This window comes from Vibrio gigantis (assembly GCF_024347515.1).
In the GTDB taxonomy this organism is placed as follows: Bacteria; Pseudomonadota; Gammaproteobacteria; order Enterobacterales; family Vibrionaceae; genus Vibrio; species Vibrio gigantis.
Genome location: NZ_AP025493.1, coordinates 143,173 through 164,084, shown reverse-complemented (window position 1 = coordinate 164,084; position 20,912 = coordinate 143,173). Strand labels below are relative to the sequence as shown.

Annotated in this window: 15 protein-coding genes; 4 read left to right on the top strand and 11 right to left on the bottom strand. The window is 43.7% G+C overall.

Going from position 1 to position 20,912, the window contains the following annotated elements; translation table 11 throughout:
- The first annotated feature begins 70 nt into the window (after window positions 1-70).
- Together OCV56_RS16835 and OCV56_RS16830 are read left to right on the top strand one after the other, a co-directional pair.
- On the top strand, window positions 71-1,660 hold the full coding sequence (locus OCV56_RS16835) for a response regulator (protein WP_086713869.1): 1,590 nt from the start codon (window positions 71-73) through the stop codon (window positions 1,658-1,660).
- Window positions 1,654-1,989 (top strand): Hpt domain-containing protein, encoded by a 336-nt coding sequence (locus OCV56_RS16830; RefSeq protein WP_086713868.1) that lies wholly within the window; start codon window positions 1,654-1,656, stop codon window positions 1,987-1,989. The genes OCV56_RS16835 and OCV56_RS16830 overlap by 7 nt, the downstream gene beginning before the upstream one ends.
- A 115-nt stretch (window positions 1,990-2,104) precedes the next feature.
- On the opposite strand, the gene OCV56_RS16825 is transcribed toward OCV56_RS16830, so the two are convergent.
- The 11 genes from OCV56_RS16825 to OCV56_RS16775 form a co-directional block, all read right to left on the bottom strand.
- Window positions 2,105-3,394 carry a glycosyltransferase family protein gene (locus OCV56_RS16825; RefSeq protein ID WP_086713867.1) on the bottom strand — a complete coding sequence of 430 codons (1,290 nt, stop codon included), beginning with the start codon at window positions 3,392-3,394 and terminating at the stop codon, window positions 2,105-2,107.
- 76 nt (window positions 3,395-3,470) lie between these two features.
- Complete coding sequence (locus OCV56_RS16820) at window positions 3,471-4,067, bottom strand: family 16 glycosylhydrolase (protein ID WP_228761182.1); 597 nt, start codon at window positions 4,065-4,067, stop codon at window positions 3,471-3,473.
- Window positions 4,068-4,332: 265 nt separating this feature from the next.
- Entirely contained in the window at window positions 4,333-5,505 is a 1,173-nt protein-coding gene (locus OCV56_RS16815) for a hypothetical protein (RefSeq protein WP_086713865.1), read from the bottom strand.
- The gene (locus OCV56_RS16810) at window positions 5,502-6,884 is read right to left on the bottom strand and encodes a DUF3131 domain-containing protein (RefSeq protein WP_086713864.1); all 1,383 of its coding nucleotides are present in this window, start codon (window positions 6,882-6,884) and stop codon (window positions 5,502-5,504) included. The genes OCV56_RS16815 and OCV56_RS16810 overlap by 4 nt, the downstream gene beginning before the upstream one ends.
- A gap of 9 nt (window positions 6,885-6,893) precedes the next feature.
- Window positions 6,894-8,294 (bottom strand): DUF3131 domain-containing protein, encoded by a 1,401-nt coding sequence (locus OCV56_RS16805; protein WP_086713863.1) that lies wholly within the window; start codon window positions 8,292-8,294, stop codon window positions 6,894-6,896.
- Between the two features lie 15 nt (window positions 8,295-8,309).
- A complete protein-coding gene (locus OCV56_RS16800; RefSeq protein ID WP_086713862.1) occupies window positions 8,310-9,632 on the bottom strand; it encodes a DUF3131 domain-containing protein in 1,323 nt (440 codons plus the stop codon).
- A complete protein-coding gene (locus tag OCV56_RS16795; RefSeq protein ID WP_086713861.1) occupies window positions 9,622-11,478 on the bottom strand; it encodes a glycosyltransferase family 2 protein in 1,857 nt (618 codons plus the stop codon). Before OCV56_RS16795 ends, OCV56_RS16800 begins: the two co-directional genes overlap by 11 nt.
- A gap of 54 nt (window positions 11,479-11,532) precedes the next feature.
- Complete coding sequence (locus OCV56_RS16790; protein ID WP_086713860.1) at window positions 11,533-12,015, bottom strand: ATP-binding protein; 483 nt, start codon at window positions 12,013-12,015, stop codon at window positions 11,533-11,535.
- 15 nt (window positions 12,016-12,030) lie between these two features.
- The gene (locus OCV56_RS16785) at window positions 12,031-13,155 is read right to left on the bottom strand and encodes a sugar phosphate nucleotidyltransferase (protein ID WP_086713859.1); all 1,125 of its coding nucleotides are present in this window, start codon (window positions 13,153-13,155) and stop codon (window positions 12,031-12,033) included.
- 9 nt (window positions 13,156-13,164) lie between these two features.
- Window positions 13,165-13,497 carry an STAS domain-containing protein gene (locus OCV56_RS16780; protein ID WP_086713858.1) on the bottom strand — a complete coding sequence of 111 codons (333 nt, stop codon included), beginning with the start codon at window positions 13,495-13,497 and terminating at the stop codon, window positions 13,165-13,167.
- A complete protein-coding gene (locus OCV56_RS16775; protein ID WP_086713978.1) occupies window positions 13,449-14,702 on the bottom strand; it encodes a PP2C family protein-serine/threonine phosphatase in 1,254 nt (417 codons plus the stop codon). Before OCV56_RS16775 ends, OCV56_RS16780 begins: the two co-directional genes overlap by 49 nt.
- Window positions 14,703-14,893: 191 nt before the next feature.
- Between OCV56_RS16775 and OCV56_RS16770 the strand changes: the two genes are divergently transcribed.
- A complete protein-coding gene (locus tag OCV56_RS16770; RefSeq protein ID WP_150330732.1) occupies window positions 14,894-15,892 on the top strand; it encodes a hypothetical protein in 999 nt (332 codons plus the stop codon).
- Window positions 15,893-16,053: 161 nt separating this feature from the next.
- On the top strand, window positions 16,054-20,808 hold the full coding sequence (locus OCV56_RS16765; protein ID WP_086713856.1) for a calcium-binding protein: 4,755 nt from the start codon (window positions 16,054-16,056) through the stop codon (window positions 20,806-20,808).
- Window positions 20,809-20,912 lie beyond the last annotated feature (104 nt).

Sequence of the window (20,912 nt, the reverse complement as noted above, 5' to 3'; positions counted from 1 at the left end):
TTTAAACACAGGAGCTTGACAATGTGCAACTTGACACCTAAATTAAAGTTAATATTTGGTATTGAGGAAAATGGATTTGACCTTACCACCAGACCTACGGGTTTTGATTGTCGATGACTCAAAGAGTGCAACAATCCTTATAAAGCAGCAACTCTCAAGCTTAGGCGTTGCTCACGAAAATATTTTTATTGCCACCAACTATCGACAAGCAATTAAAGCGGTCGAGACGCACTCTTTCCATTTGCTCCTTATTGATTACCATTTGGAACAATCCTTTACTGGCTTCGAACTGTTGGGGATCCTCTACCGAAACCGACTCATCGATCATACCGTTGCAACAATCTTAATATCTGGGGATATGCGCCAAGAAACAGTATTAACGGCCCTTTCAGGTGAAGCTCACCATTTTATTTCAAAACCAATTCATACTCAGTCATTAGGAAAAAAAATCCAAAGTGCGGTGTCTGTATCAAGACAACTCAGTCAGCTTAACCATTTATATCCAATCAATAATCACACGGTTTTGACACAAGCTTTAGCCATCTCTCAAAACGGTAATAATGTCCAATTTGAATCGACACTAATTGAACACCTGATAGCCGGTAAAAAGTGGGATTTACTGACCAGTGTCATTAAGAGCTCAAAAACCAATATGCATCCAACGAAGCTCGTCGCTGAGGCGTTAATTCTTGATAGTTTAGGTAAGCCTAATTTAGCAATAGAGAAGCTTCACAACTACTTGATCATTCAACCTTTATCATTAACTGTTATTGATTGCTTAAGCTGTATTTATGAGAAGCATAAAATGCTTTTACCCGCTCTCAAACTTGCCATTCGCGCATTTGAGATGACACCGAGCATCAGCCACCGTGCAATCAGAGCAATAGATTTGGCAGAAAACTCCGACAACACACATATGTTGATTAAGCTTGGGGAGATGTATGCAACCCATATCTCCTCAGCGGATATTGATGTTATTCATTCCATTTGGTCTCACTTTAGTTCACTCAAGGCGACTTATCAGCGTGAAACCCAAGTAAAGAACAAACGTATTCTGCTAGAACACGCGAATCAATTTACGGAACTCGTAAACCTAAAGCTCCCAGAAAAACAGCAGCAACAAGTTTTGGCGAGCCTTGCGCTATTTCAAAGCAATATATTACTTATTGAAAACACCCCTCAAGTAGCCCATAAAAAAGTAATACGAGCCTCAGCACTACTGGCAAATAACTTTTATAGCCAACCAACATCTTTACTGGTTGAACTGGTTCCATTGTTGATACACTTTGGCGAGTACTCCCTTTATCACCTAGTGGCTGAATGCTTAAAATCTCGTGGCGAACCAATGAACCAACAACTTGGTTCAACAAAAGCAGATCCTTCAACTTGTATTAATATTGAAAACTCCAGTTCAATACATGAGTTAAAAGATTACATTGCCAATTACCCCTACTCTGTTGCTGCAAAACTTGACTATTTATATGCTGTCAAAAAGGCTCATATAGATGAGCATCTTAGCAACGAATATATAGAAGAACTTACACAGTTAGAACTTCCGCCAAAATGGAACCAATGGATTAGTGATTCATTAAAGTATGGTTTTTCCACTAAGCCACCTAGCCCATTCTCAACATGCAGCCGACAGGAGTCCATATGCTAGATTTTGATGCCTTAAACGCTTACTTAGATAACGACAGAGATGTAATATTTGCTGTGTTGTCGACCTACCAAGAAGACCATGCGAATGCACTAGAAGAGATTCAAGAGCTCGTAAGTCAACAAGACTGGGGAAAGCTCCACTTTATCGTACACACACTGAAAGGAATCTTAGTTAGTTTTGGGGAAGATACGGCAACGGTCGCGTTAGAAAATGTCGAGCAAAACACCTTAAAAAACCTTGCACCTCAAGATGATGACCTATCCATAATTTATAAAGAAGTAGAGATCATCAACAAACAGATCGAAGACGCATTAGTTCAATATTGCTAATACACTCTGTTCATATGTAAGTATCTAAGATACAAAGAATTCCTTGAACGCAAAAAGAGCTAAGTATTACTTAGCTCTTTTTATTTTAATCCATTAGCTAGTCACCATTTTGGCACTACGCATGTAAACCAGGTTGGGCACTCAAGGATTTTGCACTCGTGATCCAATGACGAACAGATTGGGGAGACATCACTCGCGGGTTGCCTAGATCACTATCACCTGCTGCTGCCAATTCTGGGGGCAATACATTTATGATTAACTCCAAGTCTTCATGGGAATTAATTTCTCGCGTAAAGACATCAGCCATTTCCTCACTATAATCTCCGCCACGCGCCCTAGCTGCTTTAACAAGTCCATCAAGTAATACATACCATGTCGTCATTGGTCCCTGAACTACTGACGCAGACTCAGCCGCAGAATCGATAAATGCAAAAGGCACGGTCACAATCGGTTGATTGAATTCCATTGCTGCAAAAATCCAATCCGTATCAAATGAGAAATCAAAGACTGTTGGGTTTTCTAATATTTTTTCTAATATATCCCGGCCATATAGCTTAAACGCCGCTTGAGTATCTTTAATGCCACTATCAAAAATTTGCGCACCGATCATTCGTTGCATGTGACGCAGCGTCTTAATTCCTACTCCCCAGCGCTCTTCTTGTTTCACTAATATCGAATCAACATGCTTTCTATTACCTAATACTACTTGCTTACCCTCACGATTATAGGGTGCTAGCGCAAGGCCAATCTGCCCAAGGTGCACAGAGTTATCAGCATCTGTATATAAAACAGCGTCGACCCCATCTTTTAAAGATTGATCACAACCTAAAATAATGGCGCCACCTTTGCGAGAGTCATCTGCACACGCTAGGTTTCTTAAAGCCCCATGATCTACAGGTAACGCATCCGCTAAGCGTAATACCTGAATTTTTGCACTCGTTGCGGCGTCGTAGCCGGCTTTGATGTTCTCAGCAATAGAAGCACTCCCATGCGGGCAACCATCGTCAACAGCATATAGCTTCCAATTAACATGAGTACCTTGTGTCACCCATTGTAACTGCTCAACTTTAGTACGCAGAGAGTCCTCTCCATGCGGATTATCAGAACTCTTCGGCTGCAGACGATTTTGCTCACCCCACATCGCAAATACCACTCCAACCTCTACAGGCTTACATATCGCTTGAGTTTCTTTGCGAGATTGAACGAGCTTAACAGCAAGTTTAAATTCTAGTGGGGCACTGAATTGAAGAGATAGGTCATTCAAGTTTTGTATGGTGAGGTTATCTATTGCCAGTAGTCTGTCAGCAAGCCTAAGCAAGCTTCTTTGGTGTTGCGGTTCTGTAAGATCGAAATGTTCATTAGAAGTGTTCAAAAGTTCAAGAGCGGTAGACAATGAAGTATCCATACATATTCCCTAGCGTGATGTTGTTATAATCACCTTTAGAATAGTATGCAAACTAGCTCATATCAAACTTGTGTCGTTAATTTTTTGAACAGGGTTTTCCTTGCTTAAAACTAAAGTTTCTATATTTGGCTCGGTACGTTTTTTTCCTATCTTCTCGGAACTTACCGGCCCAGTTACTAATTTCAGGGGCTGTCGCCCATATATTGGCCATAATACGCAGATACGAGCTTTCAATACTTGGAATAGGGTCATGTTGACTGTCGTTTATGCGTAATACCAAGTTGCCATCTATATACCACTCAAGCTTGTCTTCTCCCCAATAGATTCCGTAGCGATGGAAATCTTTGGATGCATCAAACCCTAAAAAAATAAGTGTCTCATGTGAGTTTGTATAGCTGTCATCGTCAGTCCAAAAATTCAATTGAACCATATTGGTATTAGAGCCAAGAAACTCGATATCTATTTCGTTGTGTATTCCATTACCGCCTTCTGGCTTGTCATAAGGTCCCGAAAACAAGAAGAAAGAACTAACAACTCCTGGGGCTTTTGCTGGTTTCATGTCTATCTCATAGCAACCGTATGGATAAAACTCCGTACTTCGAATCTCTCCCCCATAAAAGCTCAATTTACCTTCGTCAGTTAACACCGGATCTGGTGACAATGAGAGAGTCATCCCTCTCTTGTTGAAACTAACCGCGTCAGCGTCCCATCGACTTACGAATGGAAAACCATTCTCCCACCCATCAGACAACCACCAGAGGCTGCTATCTAAGTCCCTAAATGGGTCTTCGAAGCTCTCCCCTCGAACCGAGGCACTAGATAGAACCAACGCAACGGCGATAGCAGAATAGGTTTTGGATAATGGCATGGGCAAATACACTTATTCATTGAGTTTCACTATCAAGCGTAATACATATGCCATAAATTTCACCCTAGATTTAGTCTTCGGTTACTGGAATAAAACTTCTTCTTTGTACAGCTTCCACTGCCGGAGCAGAATTCAAGCCTAAATTACCTTTGGGAATCGTTTTAGTTTCAACAGGATGAGGCTCTGGCGGAGTCGATTGCACATTAGATTCTGAAATTGGTTCGACATCGCCAAGCGGAGAAATAACAACCACTGGTTGGATCTCATCATTTCCATTCGGAGATTCTGCACTCTTACTTTTGACTTGTTGATTCGCTGGATGGGAGGCCTTGTTGTCTACTGGTTCGTTAGCTGATAACTCTTTCGTGCTTGAGGACTCTTGGATTGTAGGAAGCTCGTTCGTTGTAGAAAAATCACTCGTTGCAACTTCAGCTTGAGGGTGAACTCGGCTTTTAGGCGAATTAATGTCTGAGCCACTGTAATTAATCGTTCCTCCGGTACTCGCTCTTTGTACCACATTGGAACCTTCACCACTCGCCCCTGACAAATTACTCGTTTGTGGATTGGCCGCTTTAACCTCTGAATTAGTACTTTTCGACGTAGGAGATGGTTGGACCACAAAGGTCGGTTTATTTGAAAACTCATTGTTAAGCATCAGCTTTCCATTCGGTGTGTATTGTTTTAGCTGATCACCCTTGGCTAATGGTTTATTTGGCCGTTTTACCGGTGGAGGTAGTGAAGCAATTAACCCAGTTGCGGGGGCGTCGTAATTAAACACTCCAAGCTTTTGCTCCCATATATCAATAAGAGAAGAGAGTTGGACCCATGAGTCATTCACAAAACCACTCGCATCCCCTGAATTTGTGGCAACAGAGAAACGAGCATTGAATTGATTATATTCACTCTGTAATTGCTGCTTGTACTCAAGCCAATTACTTCCCCCCATTAAGAAATATCGAACACTATTGGACCAATATTCGTAAGCAATCGGATCTTGGCTTTTCTCTGCCGCAATCGCAGCCAACGCATCCGCTAAACCCGCAGTTAACCACATTTGCTTGGTTCCTAACTTAGGTTCCATACTTAGGGCTCTATTCGCTTGTTGATGCATTAAATTGGCCGCTTGGATATAGCGGCCTTGTGAAACCATCAATGTCGGCGTACTTAGAAGGTCAATTGATGCTTGGTTTAATGCGTAAGAGGGAAACGACATGACAAGCAATAGTATCCATACTCTGTTCATCGGAATGTCTCTATTAAGCAACGACCAGGATGGTCGAAACGAGAGTTAAATTTTACATCTCTATATTCTTTATCAGTAGTCGATTGGTATAACTTACCCTTTTGCTTATACAGCAAAGCTTGAAGCACCCCAGCATTAGTTTTCAAACTGATGCTTTTTTCATACGCACTGGTTAACTCGTAACGCCCTTCATACCAACCTCGCTGAGGGTCATACAGCTCTTTGACGAGGGTCATTAATCGATCGGTATAGTCCGTTTTCCACAGGGCCCACATTTGAAAAGCAACTCTTGTTGAAACCAATGCTAAATCATCATGAGAGCTGCCATCCTCAGCCAACGTTATCCAAGGCGTACCCAAACCATATATAGCGTCATAGACAAAGTACGGTTCTCCGGTAACAACGTGCTCTCCTCGCGCAGTGTAGATTCTTTCATTATCCCAGCGAGCTTCTTGAACTTGATAAATAGCATCTGCCATCGCAGACAAAGTTTGATTAGTATGGGTAGCGTCACTTGAAGTCGTATCCCCGACCTTGTCCCAATTAAATTCTAACCCCATCCACAGATAAGGTGTCGAATAGACAGGTCTCAATACATTAAACACTCGCGGATCTCGACCATCGAAAATCAAGTCGATATCGTAAATAGTTGCCACATCATAAGGTTCAATATTCATGGCTTTTTCAGGGACAATTTGCCAATCAAGATAACCATAAGAGGTATACTCTTCGATACCTAGCCGACCTTCTTTATAGCGAATAAGTTGGCCATCTTGAATCAGGCCACCGTACAACTCACCATCGAGACTAATTAACTCACAAAAGTTCCACCTCAATACAGCTTTATCTACATACTCTGAAAACTCTGGCGAATGTCGCTTCACAATTGCTAACACAATCAGTAAACGTCCAACATCTAAAGACGACCAACCTATATCTTGCGGTTGATTTCCATAGTTCACCATTCCCCCACTCTGAGTGCTGTAGACCTTGTTAGGAGCATAACCGTAACTCAGGTCCATTTTGTTGAGAAATGCCAATACCAGCGTCAAACGCTCGTCATATTGCTTATTGGTTATAAACTCGAATTCCTTAGCTGCAATTAGAGAAATCAAATAATCAGCTAAGCCTGCCATGTTTGTTGTCGGAAAATTATCCAAACTGTTCACCAAACCTGTTGTGAGCTGGGTGTTGTTATCGATATATTTCCATGCGGTTTGAGCCCATAGAAGCTCTTCTTCGGTTAATGGGCCATGACGTCCCTGTCTTACGATTTGAGACTGATTGAGCGCATCAACACCATTGCTTACACCTTGGTAAACTACTCCACACCCGGAAATAGATACCGACAACAAAAGTACACTCCACTTCTTCAGCATTCAGTAACCTTATTCTACGGGTACAATCTTTTTACGAGGTAGACATTGGCCTTCATAGCCAAACGGCGACTCCAACGCTTTCTCCCATAAGCTCGGCGCTAAGTCATCTTTATAGGTCAATAACTTACCCTGCTTTTTGTACAATAAGATTTCTAAGGTAATACCATTATTATTCGACGTGAACGTGTTAATAAGTCCGGTACCATTTTCAAAGATACCTTCATAAAACCCTTTTTCACGGTCATATGCAGTCGAAACATGATCAAATAACAGATCTGTATATGGTGTGTCCCATAGAGCCCACATACCCATCGCGCCTTTAATCGCAACAGCTGAATACTGAGGTAGATACTCACCGACTTCTGAAATGGTATTCCAAGCAAAACCATCAGTATAAATAGTGTCATAAACGAAATAAGGGGCTCCTGCTAATTGGTGCTCGGTTCTAGCAGTAATGATACCCGTTTGCTTATAACGCTCTTCTTGGACTCGGTAAATCTGAAGAGCAAACTCAGCGATCCACTCATGTGAATAATTGTTGTCATGTGGCGAACGGTCTTCGACTAAATCCCAACCCATCTCGATACCGTCCAACACATAACTCTCAGTTACAACGTAACTATGAGCTTTGAGTTTTCTTGGGTCACGAGTATCGTAAGGCACGTCATAACCGAACAGGTTTATAGTGGCATAAGGCTCAGCCATTGCAGCTTGTGTGGTATCGAACCCCCATAGTTCGAACCCCTTAGCTGCATACTCTTCATACCCTAAACGACCTTCTTGAAGATACTGAACCTCTTTACCTGGTTCTAGTAATGCACCAAACATAGTCCCGTTCTCATCAACTACGTTACAGTAGTTCCAACGCAATAGAACTGAATCGATGCTTGTAGCGAACTCTGGGTATTTGTGTTTGATTATGTAGAGCCAAATCATCAAGCGGCCTAAGTCCAGCGCCGAGTAACCAATTTCACCCGGTTGGTTACCATAGTCCACCTTTGCCGCTGTTTGCGTATTATAGGCTTTGTTTGGTAGCTCGCCCTTAAACAAGTCAAGCGTATTCAATGTAGTTAGAAAACGTACCAATCGTTTATCGAACTCTTCTTTCTCAATGATTCCTAACTCATAGGCGCTCGTCATGCCCGCTAAATAAGAAGCCGCATCCCACCATGTAACTGACGGGTAATTATTTACCGCATTCACTAGCCCTGTTGATTCTTGGTAGTTATTTTCAAAGTACTTCCAAGCAATCCTCGCCATATCCATCTCTTGCTCTGTTAGCTCTCCAGAACGTGGTTGTGGCGTTGTCCAGTGTGTATTTCTTTCAACAATATCATCTGAGAATTGATTATATTTACTACCGCAACCAACGATTGCAAGAGTTATCAAGCCAACACTAATCGTTCGCATATAAATTCCTTCTTATTATTTCAACTCACCGATGGTCAATAGTGGTCCATTTTCTATATACGCTAAAGATTCCAACACAATACCGTTGGTGTTTGCTGTTACCGCCTTGTTCGTTCTACCATCAATCTCATAGCGACCTGAATACCAGCCTTTTTCATCTGAATACAACGTTGATGCTTCATTGATTAGCACATCGGTATAATCAGAATCATAGAGTGCATACCAGCCAAAGGCTGCTTTCGTGGATAGTGTTTTAAGGTGAGATTGATCTTTACCATCGTCTGAAATAGCGTTCCATTTTTCGCCATCAGAGAACACGGTGTTGTACACAAAGTATGGTGCTTCATCTACGTTATCTTCACTGACCGCTGTCACGATACCCGTATCTTCGTAACGTCGTTCTTGAGCTTGGAAGACTCGATGTGCGAACACTTTCGATACGCTATCTGCGCCAAATTCAATACCGTCCAATATGTAAGACTCACTCACCACGTAGTTATGCGCGTGGAACTTAGAAGGGTCACGCTTATCGGTAGGAATCTCAACCCCATAGATATCAACCATATCTAAGAAATCTATATATTTCATTGAGTTAAATACATCGCGCCCCATAAGTGCTAGCGATTTTGATGCATACTCTTCGTAACCGATTCGACCTTCTTGAACAAGCTCCATTTTGCCGTCAACACTAGATGGACGAGAACCAAACATGTAGCCTTCGTTCAACATTGCACTCACTTTCCAGTGATTCAAAACATCGTTAACTTGCTTGTTAAACTTAGGGTACTGCCAAATCATGATATTCATCGGCACTAAAATTCGACCAATATCAATGGCAGACCAACCAATGCCATTTTCTTCAGGGTTGTTCGCGTAATCCACCATTTGCAACGTTTGTGTGTTGTAAGCTTTATTTGGCAATAAGCCATCAACAAGCGGAAGCCTCGCCAACGTAGTCAGAGCTTTCTCCATACGTCGGTCAAACTCTTCTGAAGATATAATATTGATCTTCTCTGCAGCAATTAGCCCCATTAAGTAAGAAGCGGTATCCCACATAGTTGTTGAAGGGTAGCCATCTACTGAATTCACTAATCCGGTGTTTTCTTGATAATTGTTTTCAAAGTACTGCCAAGCAACATTTGCCCATTCAAACTCTTGTTCAGACAATACTCGCGAAGACTTAAACGGGATATCTTCAGGTATTTCAAAGGTGATATTCCCCAGAACACGTCCTGACTCACGGCTTTCAATACTGAAGGCAATGATTAGTGCCGTAGCAAGCCCTAGAATAAATACTATGTGATGGCGAGCATTCACCAGAGATTTATTAAACTCCATACTTCAACTCCTCTGAATTGGTAGTTTCTTCACCTTCACTTTCTTCAGGTGGTGCCCAGAATGCAGCTGCGATCATTCCCCACATCGCAAGCATGTTATTGATAATCCAAAATGTGTTTAGTACAAGTCCGCCAAATGAGTAGTTTCCCCATGAGCCTGTTGAATGGCCAATCCATGCGAAAGCTAAGCTAAATAGGCTCAAGCCAAATACGGCAGCTTGTGGAATAACAAGTTTAAAAAAGTTACCAGTTTGACGTTCCTTAGGCGTGGTAGGAAAACTCACTTTACGCCCTCGAAGTACCGTCCATAGAGCTCTTAAGTTCACAGGGAAGAAGGACAAGAAGTTAGTTTTGCCTTTGTAGCCAGCAACCCCCCACGTCCCTATCATCATCGCCAACTCCGCCGTCAATACAAACGGAAGAAAGTGAAGATAAAAAGTCACGTCATATGCACTTACCGGAGCGATAGAAGTTAGGAAATAGATGATCGGACATGCTAAGAAAACGATATTCCAAATTGCCGACAGGTTGGACCAAAAACTCGCACCATACATAAACTTCTGCTTTAGCGTCAGGCCTTTACGAAATATCGGGTTATCGTTCATGAAAATATCAATCGCACCACCTGAATACTTAAAGCGCTGAACAGTCCAAGTTTGTAAATCTTGCGGAGATAACATCTTACTTTCCACATTAGGATGCATCACCGAACGCCAGTTTCGCTCTCTATCTGAATGTAAAACGATAGAAGTATATAAATCCTCAGACACATGAAATTTATATGGTGTGAACTCAGTGTCGAACAAGATCTCATCACGTAGGTTATCAGACACCGATTGTTCAACTTTTTTCTCATTGGTCAAACGGCGGATTTGTGCTTCAATTTCATCTTGTTCTTTGGTAATTTGCTCCGCGTATGCTCTAAGCGCAGCTTCCATGACGGCTTCACGGCGGTGTATCGAACCAGCGCCACAACAGAAAGAGGAGTTAACCCAATTGCGTCGACGTTGAATCACGTCATAAAACATTTGAGGGTCGTTGACGAATGGATCTTCACCTAGGGTAACCGGGCCATAAAAACGCTCAATACCTCGACCGATTGGACTTGCCCACTTACCTACTTTTCTGGTTAGAAAGTCAGGAAGGCGCTCACCTTCTGGTAAGTCAAAGAACCATTGCGGTGTTTGAACCCATGCAACACTTGGGTCTCTAAAGTAGCCAAGTGTATTCTCTAGAATGGTTGGGAATGGACGAGTGTCCGCATCACAGATAACAACGAAGTCACCACTGGTGCGCTCCATCGCATTTCGTAAGTTACCAGCCTTAAATCCAATATTTCCGTCACGAGTGATGTAGCCAATACCCATCTCTTTAGCCATCGCTTCCATTTCAGGTCGCTTACCATCATCAAGAATGAATATCTTAATATCAATATCGTGAGGATAACGGATTTTTTGAGCATCCAGAATACTCAGTTTTACCAACTCTGGTTCTTCATCGTAACTAGGGAAAAAGACATCAACACTGATTGGTCTGTCTTCCTCACTGTTTGAAATACATTCCGAGATCTTGTGCGGTGGCGCCTTTTTAGGCTCATCTTCAAGCTTCCAAAGGTTGTATGTAAACAAAATTGAACCAATAAAAGCACATGACTCAGCAAAAGCTAAAGGTAGAGAGAACCACAGCGCATCATAATTTAGCGCGTACATCCAACGCCAACCCAAATACCATAAACCTAATGTTAAGTTACAGGTTGCCAAATATTGGTATAGAAGCTCTCTAGGCACACTGTGAGGTACAGGTTCGGGCGGAACCCGATGCTCGAATTTATGAAAATAATTGTCCATTTGCTCATTTCCCTATTATTTTATTCTCTAGCCAAATGTTTCTTTTCCCTGAATTTATGGGGAATGAACATTGTCGATCAAATCACTTTCAACCAACTCCTTAGTCATCATGAAACAGTTATATCCACCCTCAACTTGTAATCTGATGTCATCCATCAAAGCCGATACAATCAAAAAGCCGCGTCCAGACGTCGTCCATGTTGAGTCATCACTAGGGTCCATATCCACGAATTCATTGGACAACGCTTTTTCCAATTCACTTTCTGTCATTGCTTCTCCTTGATCGATGATGTCGATGCACAACTTCTTCGAACTAGAATCGCTTTCAAGTAAGCATTTGACCCTGACAGGCATACCTTCCTGCTCGCTATAAGCATGGATGTAAGTGTTGTTAACCATCTCTACAACACATAGCTCCAACTGTGAGGCTAGATCAGGGGATATCCCGACTTCTGCCCAGTATGCGTGAAGTTCCAAAGCGACCTGACGAGAAGTTTCGAGAGAACTTTTATATGCCTGTTCAAATGTCTCCAACATGGAGTCCCTCCTTATCTACATGCTATTCAACATATCCGAGACACGGTTGTGTGCTGCATGCGTTCTTAGGTTATGCCATTTCAAATCATGATTTTGTACGCCGTCATGGCCAATGCAGTAATTGCCAAAAATGGTTTGATGCTTAATATGGGCACCTGACTCAACATTTATGTTGTCGAATATAAGAGACTCTTCAACAACGCTGCCCGCATCAAGTTGGCAATTTGCACCAATTAACGCTGGGCCAATTACCTTCGCATTCGTGTCGACTTTACAACCGCTACCAATAACCACTGGTGGCGTTAAGCTACAATTGTTGAGATCCACAACAGAGTTAATTCCTACCCAGATTCCAGCCTTTACTTGAGTTCCGGGAATTCGATAACCAGGGACTTTTCCATCAAGAATATCCTTAGTAACACTCCAGATGTCCGTAATATTCCCTACATCTAACCATTGGAAATTCATCTCTACGGCATAAAATGGGACGTGTTTTTCTACTAACATGGGGAAGAGTTCACTACCAATATCGTATTCACCCTCTTTAGGGATATAGTCAAAAATAGCAGGCTCAAAAATGTAGATCCCGGTATTGATTTGAGTAGACATGGCTTCAGCTTTCGGCGGTTTCTCTTGGAAGCTAGTAACTAGTCCTTTGTCGTTAGTCACAACAACGCCGTATTTTTCGACATCATCTAACATCACATTTTTGGTAATGATGGTGGCAATACCGCCATTCTTTTTATGCTTACGAACCGCTTCTGTTAGATCAAGATCTATCCAAGCATCACCACACACCACAACGAATGTCTCGTCGAAAAAGCCGGAAAACTGTTGTATTTTTTGCATACCACCGGCTGAACCTAATGCTTTACTTCGATATTCGCCATCAACATGCTCGCCTTCATAGGAATACGAAAGTTGAACATCAAAATGATGGCCATCACCAAAGTAACCTTCGATTACCTCAGCAAGGTGACTCGTGTTAATAACAAGCTTATTAATATTGTGTTGAGCAAACAGCTCAATCATCGATTCCATCACGGGTTTCCCAAGAATTGGAATCATGGGTTTAGGCAACGACTGAGTGATAGGTTTGACACGAGTTCCTTTCCCTGCAGCTAGAATCATTCCTTTCATTTTATCCCCCTAAACTGCCGTAGCTAACGCTTCATCTACAGTGGTGTACGTTTTGATCAACCGATCCATACGCGTTAACTTGAACAGATCCAAAACTGGCTTTTGATCATTTGCGACAGCGATCTTTTTGTCTCTCAACATTTTGTAAACACCCATCACTGCACCAAGACCACTGCTATCCATAAATTTGACGTTAGTAATATCTAGCACCACATTCTGTGACAGTTCTGGAGTTAAGCTTTCTACTGTTTCTCTAAACTCAGGGGCAAGCTTCGCATCAAATCGCTCTTCATTTACTTGAAGAACTGTGCTGTTGCCTTGTTGACTAATTTCATATCGCATTCGGCGTCTCCTTCTTGAGGCCCTTTCCATTCTGCGACCAAAACACTTACATCATCTTGGAAGCTTTCATTGTGTTGCCAATTTCTGACATTATTTACTAATAACTCGGTTTGCTGCTGGGTTGGATAGTGCTGCAACTTTTCAATCGCATCTTTCAAACCCTCTTCTGAAAATTGTTCTTCACCATTTTCAGCTTCAGTGATTCCATCGGAGTAGAACCATATTTTATCCCCGGCTTCTAATTGAATATTTGCAGCTTGATATTCCACCTCATCAAAAGCACCAACCACAAAATTATCGTGACCAATTAGCTCGGCATTACCTTTAGATCCGTGGTACCAAACCAACGGAGGGTGACCAGCACAGCAATACGACATCAATCCCGTTTTGATGTTAAGCACGGCATAAATCATTGTGAAATAGAGAATATTTGAGTCGTTGCTCATGTACATTTGATTGAGCTTTGATACCACTTCATGTGGTGGGCAAATTTGAGTGCTGTCTCCATCATGCTTAAGAACGACAGAAGCATTGCCGTTCAAAACAGACAAACTGGTTTGTACCGAAAAGGACATCAGTGCAGAAGAAACACCATGACCCGCAACATCAAATAGATAGAACGCCACGTGATCTTTATCTAGTTGCATGTAGCCGAGCATGTCTCCGCCAACTTGAGCGCTAGGTATCGAAATGTAACTCAACTCAACACAGGCGAAATGTTTGGTTTTAGGAAGGATGTGACGAATAAGATCACTCGCGGAATCTAAATCACGCTTAATCGTATCGTACGCTTTATCAAGTTCAGTATTCTTGTCAACGACCTCGTTATGTAAAGCAAGGGTTCGGAAACCCGCTCTCACACGTGCATCAAGTTCATCGATGGAGGTTTTTTTATCGATGAAATCATCCGCACCCGCGTCAATACCATTGATAATTGAGGCCTCGTCACCCTTCGAAGACAAAAGGACAAAAAAGATGTAGCGGTTGTAATCTTGGGACTTAAGTTCACGGCAAAGTTCTAAGCCATTCATTCCAGGCATCATCCAATCGCTAAGTACGAGTTGGATATCATTGTTACTAGCCAGCAGTTCAAGCGCTTTTTCACCACCGGATGCAGTGTGCACTCGATAACCGCGTTTTTTAAGAACCGAACTCATATATATAAGAATGGTTCGATTATCGTCCACCAATAGAATGTCTTTCATTCTTAACCCTAAGCCTTTAACTGACGTTTCAAATGCGTACATTAACTATTATTTTTAGCTTTGGTTCGCACGCCTTATTACTTTAGGTTAGACTCAACTCATTGCTTTGCAAATTGTTTCTTATGTTTTTGTTTCTTTTAAGTTAATGATGTGCGGTAACTAGCACTATTAATAGGGGTGAATTGTTAAAAATGACATTAACAAAAGGATGGAATTTAACAATCTTGCTTGGTGTGGTTGCAAACCATGCAACAGCAGACAGTTTTTTGGCCAATACAGCGCCTCACGCCCCGAAAACAGATAACGGCAATACAATCACAGCAAGTACACCTTCAAACACTTCAACATCCATACCCACAGATTCAGAAATTGATGAAATTTGGAAAGGTGTGAGCAGTTCGTTTGAATTCCCATATGCCGATTGGGAAGAGAGAGAGCTCTTTGATGGATTAAGTGGCAACATCGGTTATCATCAACCCTTGGCCGAAACAGAGTCTGCAAACCTACCCGCGGGAAGCACTCAAGGCCCCACCAACCTAAATAAAACCGCAACACTCTCACTGAAATATACCATCGCAGGGGCTTGGTTTATTTCCGGCACTTTCTATCACTATTTGGACAGCGATCAGCAGCAAGCATGGAACCCAGATTTCACCTATGTTTTTGGTTACAGTGATTGGCGTCCATATACGTTAAGCCTTGTTTACTCAAACTATGGTGGCAACCGGTTCAATCCAGAACCTGGACAAAACAGAACTGAATTCAACCAAGGCACTTGGTCTCTTGGCTGGAAGTTCCCGATAACCTCTCCTGTCGTGGATTGGTTTAGATTTACCGACGACGGCGCTATTGGTTGCCAAGTCGACTACAACCTCACTCCCGAATATTTCGATTTAGCCTCTATCGAATATAAGTCCAACCACCAAACGGTTAGCCTTGGCTGTAAATATTCCATTTGGGGAAACTGGTACGTCAATGGCACTGCTTTTTATTACCTAGATAAAAACCAGCAACAACCATGGAATCCTGACTTCACTTACGGCTTTGGCTATTTTGACTGGCGACCAGGTTCCATTACTTTGCAGTACAACAACTATTCAGGAAACCGTTGGAACAGTGCTGAACGCGGTGAGAACACAGGCAGATTTAAAGATGGTGCCATCACCTTAGCCTATAGTTTTGCTTTCTAATCCATTAGTTATTGATTTGATTTAATTAACGAAATTAATGGAAAACATCCGCAATCCGACTAATCTTTGAATACAACCAACATATGCAATCAAAACCACACAAACAGATCCCACACAAATATCGATAAGTGGTACGTACAATAATGGCTAGGAGGCGGGTTATGGAAGGAACTAAACACGATGATCTCATTGTAGGTACAGATCAAGACGACGCAGTAAATAGTCGAGCTGGCAACGACCAAATTAGCACACTGGCGGGTGATGACTTCGTTGCTGCGGGTGAAGGCAGCGACACAATTTTAGCGGGTGAAGGCGCAGACACCGTATTAGGTGATGTTGAATACGATACAGGAGAGACGGCTGAAGCCCCAATCAATACTGACGACTCATGGGGTGAATCTCAAACCGTTTATACCTACGACAACAATACAAACGGCCAGCAATCATCACACACAATTCGACTTGATAGTTTTGCTGTTAACCAAGCTGTCAACACATCAACAACAGTCGCTGGACTTGAAAGCAACAGCTCAATTACCGTTCAACTCACAGACGAAAATGGTACTGTGATCGCCTCACAAATCGCTCAAGTCGATGCTAACGGTCTTGTCAGCATCGATACCGATATTCCAGAGTCCTCACTCGGTGACTCTGGTGAAGTCACATTTACCTTCCTTGATGACAACAATCAACCCATCACCCAAATTGATGATATGAACATTGACGTTCGTAACATCTATAACGACACAATTGATGGCGGGGCCGGTGATGACATTCTTAAAGGCCAACAAGGTGACGACACGATCTACGGTGGTACCGGAAACGATTTTCTAGACGGCGACATCAATGACGATACGCTTTATGGCGAAGATGGAAACGATGTTTTAGTCGGGGGGAACGGTGATGACTACCTCGATGGCGGTTCTGGCGATGATACTCTACTCGGATCTGATGGCGACGACATTCTTCATGGTGGCGATGGTAACGATCTACTCATGGGTGAGATGGGCGACGATACGATCCATGGGGGGAAAGGCAACGATGACCTGATTGGCGACGATGGCGCTGACACCCTGTATGGCGGTGAAGGTCACGATAAATTGTTTGGTGGTAAAGGTAACGATTACCTATCCGGTGATGACGGTAATGATGAGATTCATGGTGAAGACGGTGTTGATAACATTATCGCAGGCGCTGGCGATGACTTCGTATTAGGGGGAGCTGGTGATGACTTAATCTCAGGCGGCCAAGGCAGTGACCTTTTACTTGGCGGTGATGGCGATGATGTTGTTACTGGTGATGAAGGTGACGACACATTAGTTGGCGAACTCGGTAACGATAACTTATCAGGCGGCGACGGCCAAGATACCCTATATGGTGATGCCGGCGATGACACGTTGTCTGGGGGCGCTGGGAACGACCAACTGTATGGTGGCTTAGGTGATGACACAATAGACGGCGGCGATGGCGATGATGTCATTCACGCAAATGAAGGTGCCGACACCATCACAACCGGTAGCGGCGATGATCTCGTTTTCGCAGGTTCCGGTGACGATATTATCGATACAGGTGAAGGTTCGGATACTGTATTTGGTGAAACCGGCGATAACCAAATTACGTCTGGTTCTGGAGACGACACGATTTACACCGACTCAGGTAAAGACAACATTGATTCCGGTGACGGTGCCGACACGATTTTCGCAGGTGCTGGTGATAATGTAATAAATTCTGGATCTGGTGACGACTTGATGTACACAGATTCTGGGGACGATCTCATCACCTCTGGAACAGGAAGTGACACCATCTATGCCGGAGGCGGCGACAACATTATAGAGTCTGGTACTGACAACGATACAGTCTTTACTGGAAGCGGCGTGGACACCATCAATCTTGGTGAAGGCGACGACAAAGCATTCGCTGGCGGGGGCAACGATTCCATTGTTGCTGGTAGCGGTGATGACCAAATCTTTGCAGGTGAAGGTGACGATACCCTTCAAGGAACACAAGGTAATAACCAACTCTTTGGTGAAGGCGGTGACGACACGTTAATTGCAGGTCTTAATGCAAGTGAGCTATACGGTGGTAGCGGTGCGGATACCCTCCTGGGTTCGGAAGAGTCTGACAATCTGCATGGTGGTCAAGGAAACGATGATATCACTGCGAATGCCGGTAACGACATAGTTGAAGGTAATGGCGGAGATGACACATTAACTCTTGGAACCGGTAATGATGTCGGCCTAGGCGGTGAAGGTAACGATACGATATCTGGCGGCGAAGGTAACGACACTCTGGTTGGAGATGCCGGGCACGATACTCTCACTGGCGGGAGTGGAGATGATGTCCTTGTCGGAGGCGAAGGTAACGATCTACTCGACGGTGGCACAGGACGTAGTGAGATATATGGCGGCAGTGGGAATGATACGATAATTAGTTCTACTGAAGATGACCTACTCTCCGGAGGCTCGGGAGACGACACTATTTCATCAGGAATTGGGGACGATACCGTATTTGCAGGCTCAGGGACCGACAACATAACAACGGGCGAAGGTGCTGATACCGTTTATGGAGAGTCTGGCAGCAATACAATTGATACCGGTACTGGTGACGATATCGTTTATGGTGGTGTAAATAGTGACAATGTCACCCTTGGTGAAGGTAACGACCAAGTTTACTCTGGTGATGGTAACGACACCATTGATGCAGGCTCAGGTGATGATCATATAGACGCAGGCGCTGGCGCTGACTACATCCAAGGTGGCAGTGGGAATGATGCTATTTTTGGTGGTTCTGGAAATGATGAACTCGTCGGTGGTGAAGGATACGATTTCCTAGCTGGCGGAGACGGTGATGACATTATCACCGATGACGGTCAAGATACGATCCTAGGTGAAAAAGGGAATGACACCCTCACAGCAGCAGCTACGGGAAGCCACAACATCTACGGTGGTGACGGTAATGATACTCTGATAGGAAGTAACGCTAGTGACACCCTCTATGGTGGTGCCGATGATGACACCATCACTGGAGCCGGTGGTGATGACACATTATTTGCTGGCGATGGCGTAGATACCGTCGACGCAGGTTCTGGTAATGACACCGTTTATGGCGAATCCGGCAGCAACCAAGTCAATTTAGGTACTGGTGATGACACCCTATTTGGCGGAACCGGCGCTGACACCGCTTTTGGTGGTGAAGGTAACGATAACTTGTACGGTGGTTCAGGTAACGATGATTTATCTGGCGGCGTAGGAGAAGATTTCGTTGATGCAGGAGAAGGTAATGATACCGTTTCCGGTGGCGACGATAACGATCTTATTTTTGGCGGTGACGGTAACGACACATTGATGGGTGATGCCGGAAACGACCTACTCTACTCCGGTGCAGGTAACGATCAACTGCACGGTGGCGATGGCGAAGATAAGTTGACCGCAGAAAGTGGCACCAATACCCTTTCCGGTGATTCGGGAGATGATATTCTGCTTGGTGGTTCCGGTGCAGATACCTTACTCGGCGGTACTGGTGACGATTATATTGAAGACTCATCAGACAACAATACTGTCGAAGGTGGCGAAGGCTCGGACACCATAAAACTAACCGGTGCGAATAACACCGTAGCCGGCGGTGAAGGTGCTGACACTATCAGCTCTACAGGTGGTGGTATTGTTAGTATCGCAGGTGGAGACGGTAACGACTCAATTACAGCTACTGGTGATGTAAATACTATAGATGGTGGTGAAGGCAGTGACACTATCAGCATTACTGCGGGTAGCAGTACGGTTACCGGCGGTGAAGGTAACGACTCGATCACGTCAGCCAGTGGAAGTGATACCCTTCACGGTGATGCCGGAGCAGATACTCTATCCTCTGGGTCTGGAAACGATAACCTTTATGGCGGTTCCGATAACGACAAACTGTATGCAGGGGACGGCGACGATCTCCTCGAAGGTGGTGACGGCAATGACACCATGTACGGACAAAACGACCAAGATTCTCTCGTTGGCGGATTAGGTAACGATTACCTTTCAGGAGGTTCCGGTAACGACTCCCTTAAAGGTGGAGAAGGAAACGATACGTTACGTGGTGATTCTGGCGAAGACACCCTTTGGGGCGGCACAGGCAACGATAATCTCTCCGGTGGCGGCTCTGCCGATCTCCTATTCGGAGAAGAAGGGAACGATACATTGTCTGGAAACGGAGGCAACGATATTATGTATGGCGAAAGTGGCGATGATAAACTGTCCGGAGGCTCTGGCGATGATTACCTTTCTGGAGGTGACGGCAACGACACCCTAAGCGGTAACAACAATTCAGACACCCTTGACGGTGGCGTTGGCGACGACAACCTATCTGGTGATTCCGGAAACGACACCCTATTTGGTCAAGTTGGTAATGACATTCTCGACGGCGGTGATGGTATTGACCAACTCTATGGTGGTGCGGGTAACGACCAACTCATATTTGATTCAAACGAACTCGAATCCGGTGAGGTTGGTGTCGTTCACTTTAGTGGTGGTTCAGACTTCGATGTTTTAGTCGTCGGCAACGACAACCAAAGCCAAATGATTGATATGTCGAACAATACATTCCAAGAGATTGAAGGGGTAAAAATCAGCTCCAGTGATACAGAGCTCGCCCTCGCCTTGGATAAAATTGCTGCTAATAATACGGCTGGTGATACTGCGGGACAATTCGTATGTACCGGAGCGAGTAGCATTGATGTATCTGGTTGGGGTTGGCAACTCACTGAGAGCCACTTAGAAATGAGCGAATCACTTCAAGACATCTATCGCGAAAGCAATATCGATACAGGCTCTCTGTATGGCTACCGATTTGAAAGTGAAGCTGGGCAAGAAGTCGTCATTTGGAGCGATCTAAATAGTGGTGACATTAATTTCCCTGACACCAATGAAGTATAAGGATACATCAGCTCGTAACCATTAAAGAACTCCAATCAATAACCTGCTACTAATAGCAGGTTATTTTTTGGCTGGTGTTTGCTGTCCAGTTAATGGTGTTTAGG

Bases quoted from the DNA above. Each gene is read 5' to 3' on its own strand.
- OCV56_RS16805 (WP_086713863.1), bottom strand. From the start codon at position 8,294: ATGCGAACGATTAGTGTTGGCTTGATAACTCTTGCAATCGTTGGTTGC.
- OCV56_RS16780 (WP_086713858.1), bottom strand. From the start codon at position 13,497: ATGCGATATGAAATTAGTCAACAAGGCAACAGCACAGTTCTTCAAGTA.
- OCV56_RS16765 (WP_086713856.1), top strand. From the start codon at position 16,054: ATGGAAGGAACTAAACACGATGATCTCATTGTAGGTACAGATCAAGAC.
- OCV56_RS16770 (WP_150330732.1), top strand. From the start codon at position 14,894: ATGACATTAACAAAAGGATGGAATTTAACAATCTTGCTTGGTGTGGTT.
- OCV56_RS16785 (WP_086713859.1), bottom strand. From the start codon at position 13,155: ATGAAAGGAATGATTCTAGCTGCAGGGAAAGGAACTCGTGTCAAACCT.
- OCV56_RS16790 (WP_086713860.1), bottom strand. From the start codon at position 12,015: ATGTTGGAGACATTTGAACAGGCATATAAAAGTTCTCTCGAAACTTCT.
- OCV56_RS16810 (WP_086713864.1), bottom strand. From the start codon at position 6,884: ATGCTGAAGAAGTGGAGTGTACTTTTGTTGTCGGTATCTATTTCCGGG.
- OCV56_RS16825 (WP_086713867.1), bottom strand. From the start codon at position 3,394: ATGGATACTTCATTGTCTACCGCTCTTGAACTTTTGAACACTTCTAAT.
- OCV56_RS16815 (WP_086713865.1), bottom strand. From the start codon at position 5,505: ATGAACAGAGTATGGATACTATTGCTTGTCATGTCGTTTCCCTCTTAC.
- OCV56_RS16795 (WP_086713861.1), bottom strand. From the start codon at position 11,478: ATGGACAATTATTTTCATAAATTCGAGCATCGGGTTCCGCCCGAACCT.
- OCV56_RS16800 (WP_086713862.1), bottom strand. From the start codon at position 9,632: ATGGAGTTTAATAAATCTCTGGTGAATGCTCGCCATCACATAGTATTT.
- OCV56_RS16835 (WP_086713869.1), top strand. From the start codon at position 71: ATGGATTTGACCTTACCACCAGACCTACGGGTTTTGATTGTCGATGAC.
- OCV56_RS16830 (WP_086713868.1), top strand. From the start codon at position 1,654: ATGCTAGATTTTGATGCCTTAAACGCTTACTTAGATAACGACAGAGAT.
- OCV56_RS16775 (WP_086713978.1), bottom strand. From the start codon at position 14,702: ATGAAAGACATTCTATTGGTGGACGATAATCGAACCATTCTTATATAT.
- OCV56_RS16820 (WP_228761182.1), bottom strand. From the start codon at position 4,067: ATGACTCTCTCATTGTCACCAGATCCGGTGTTAACTGACGAAGGTAAA.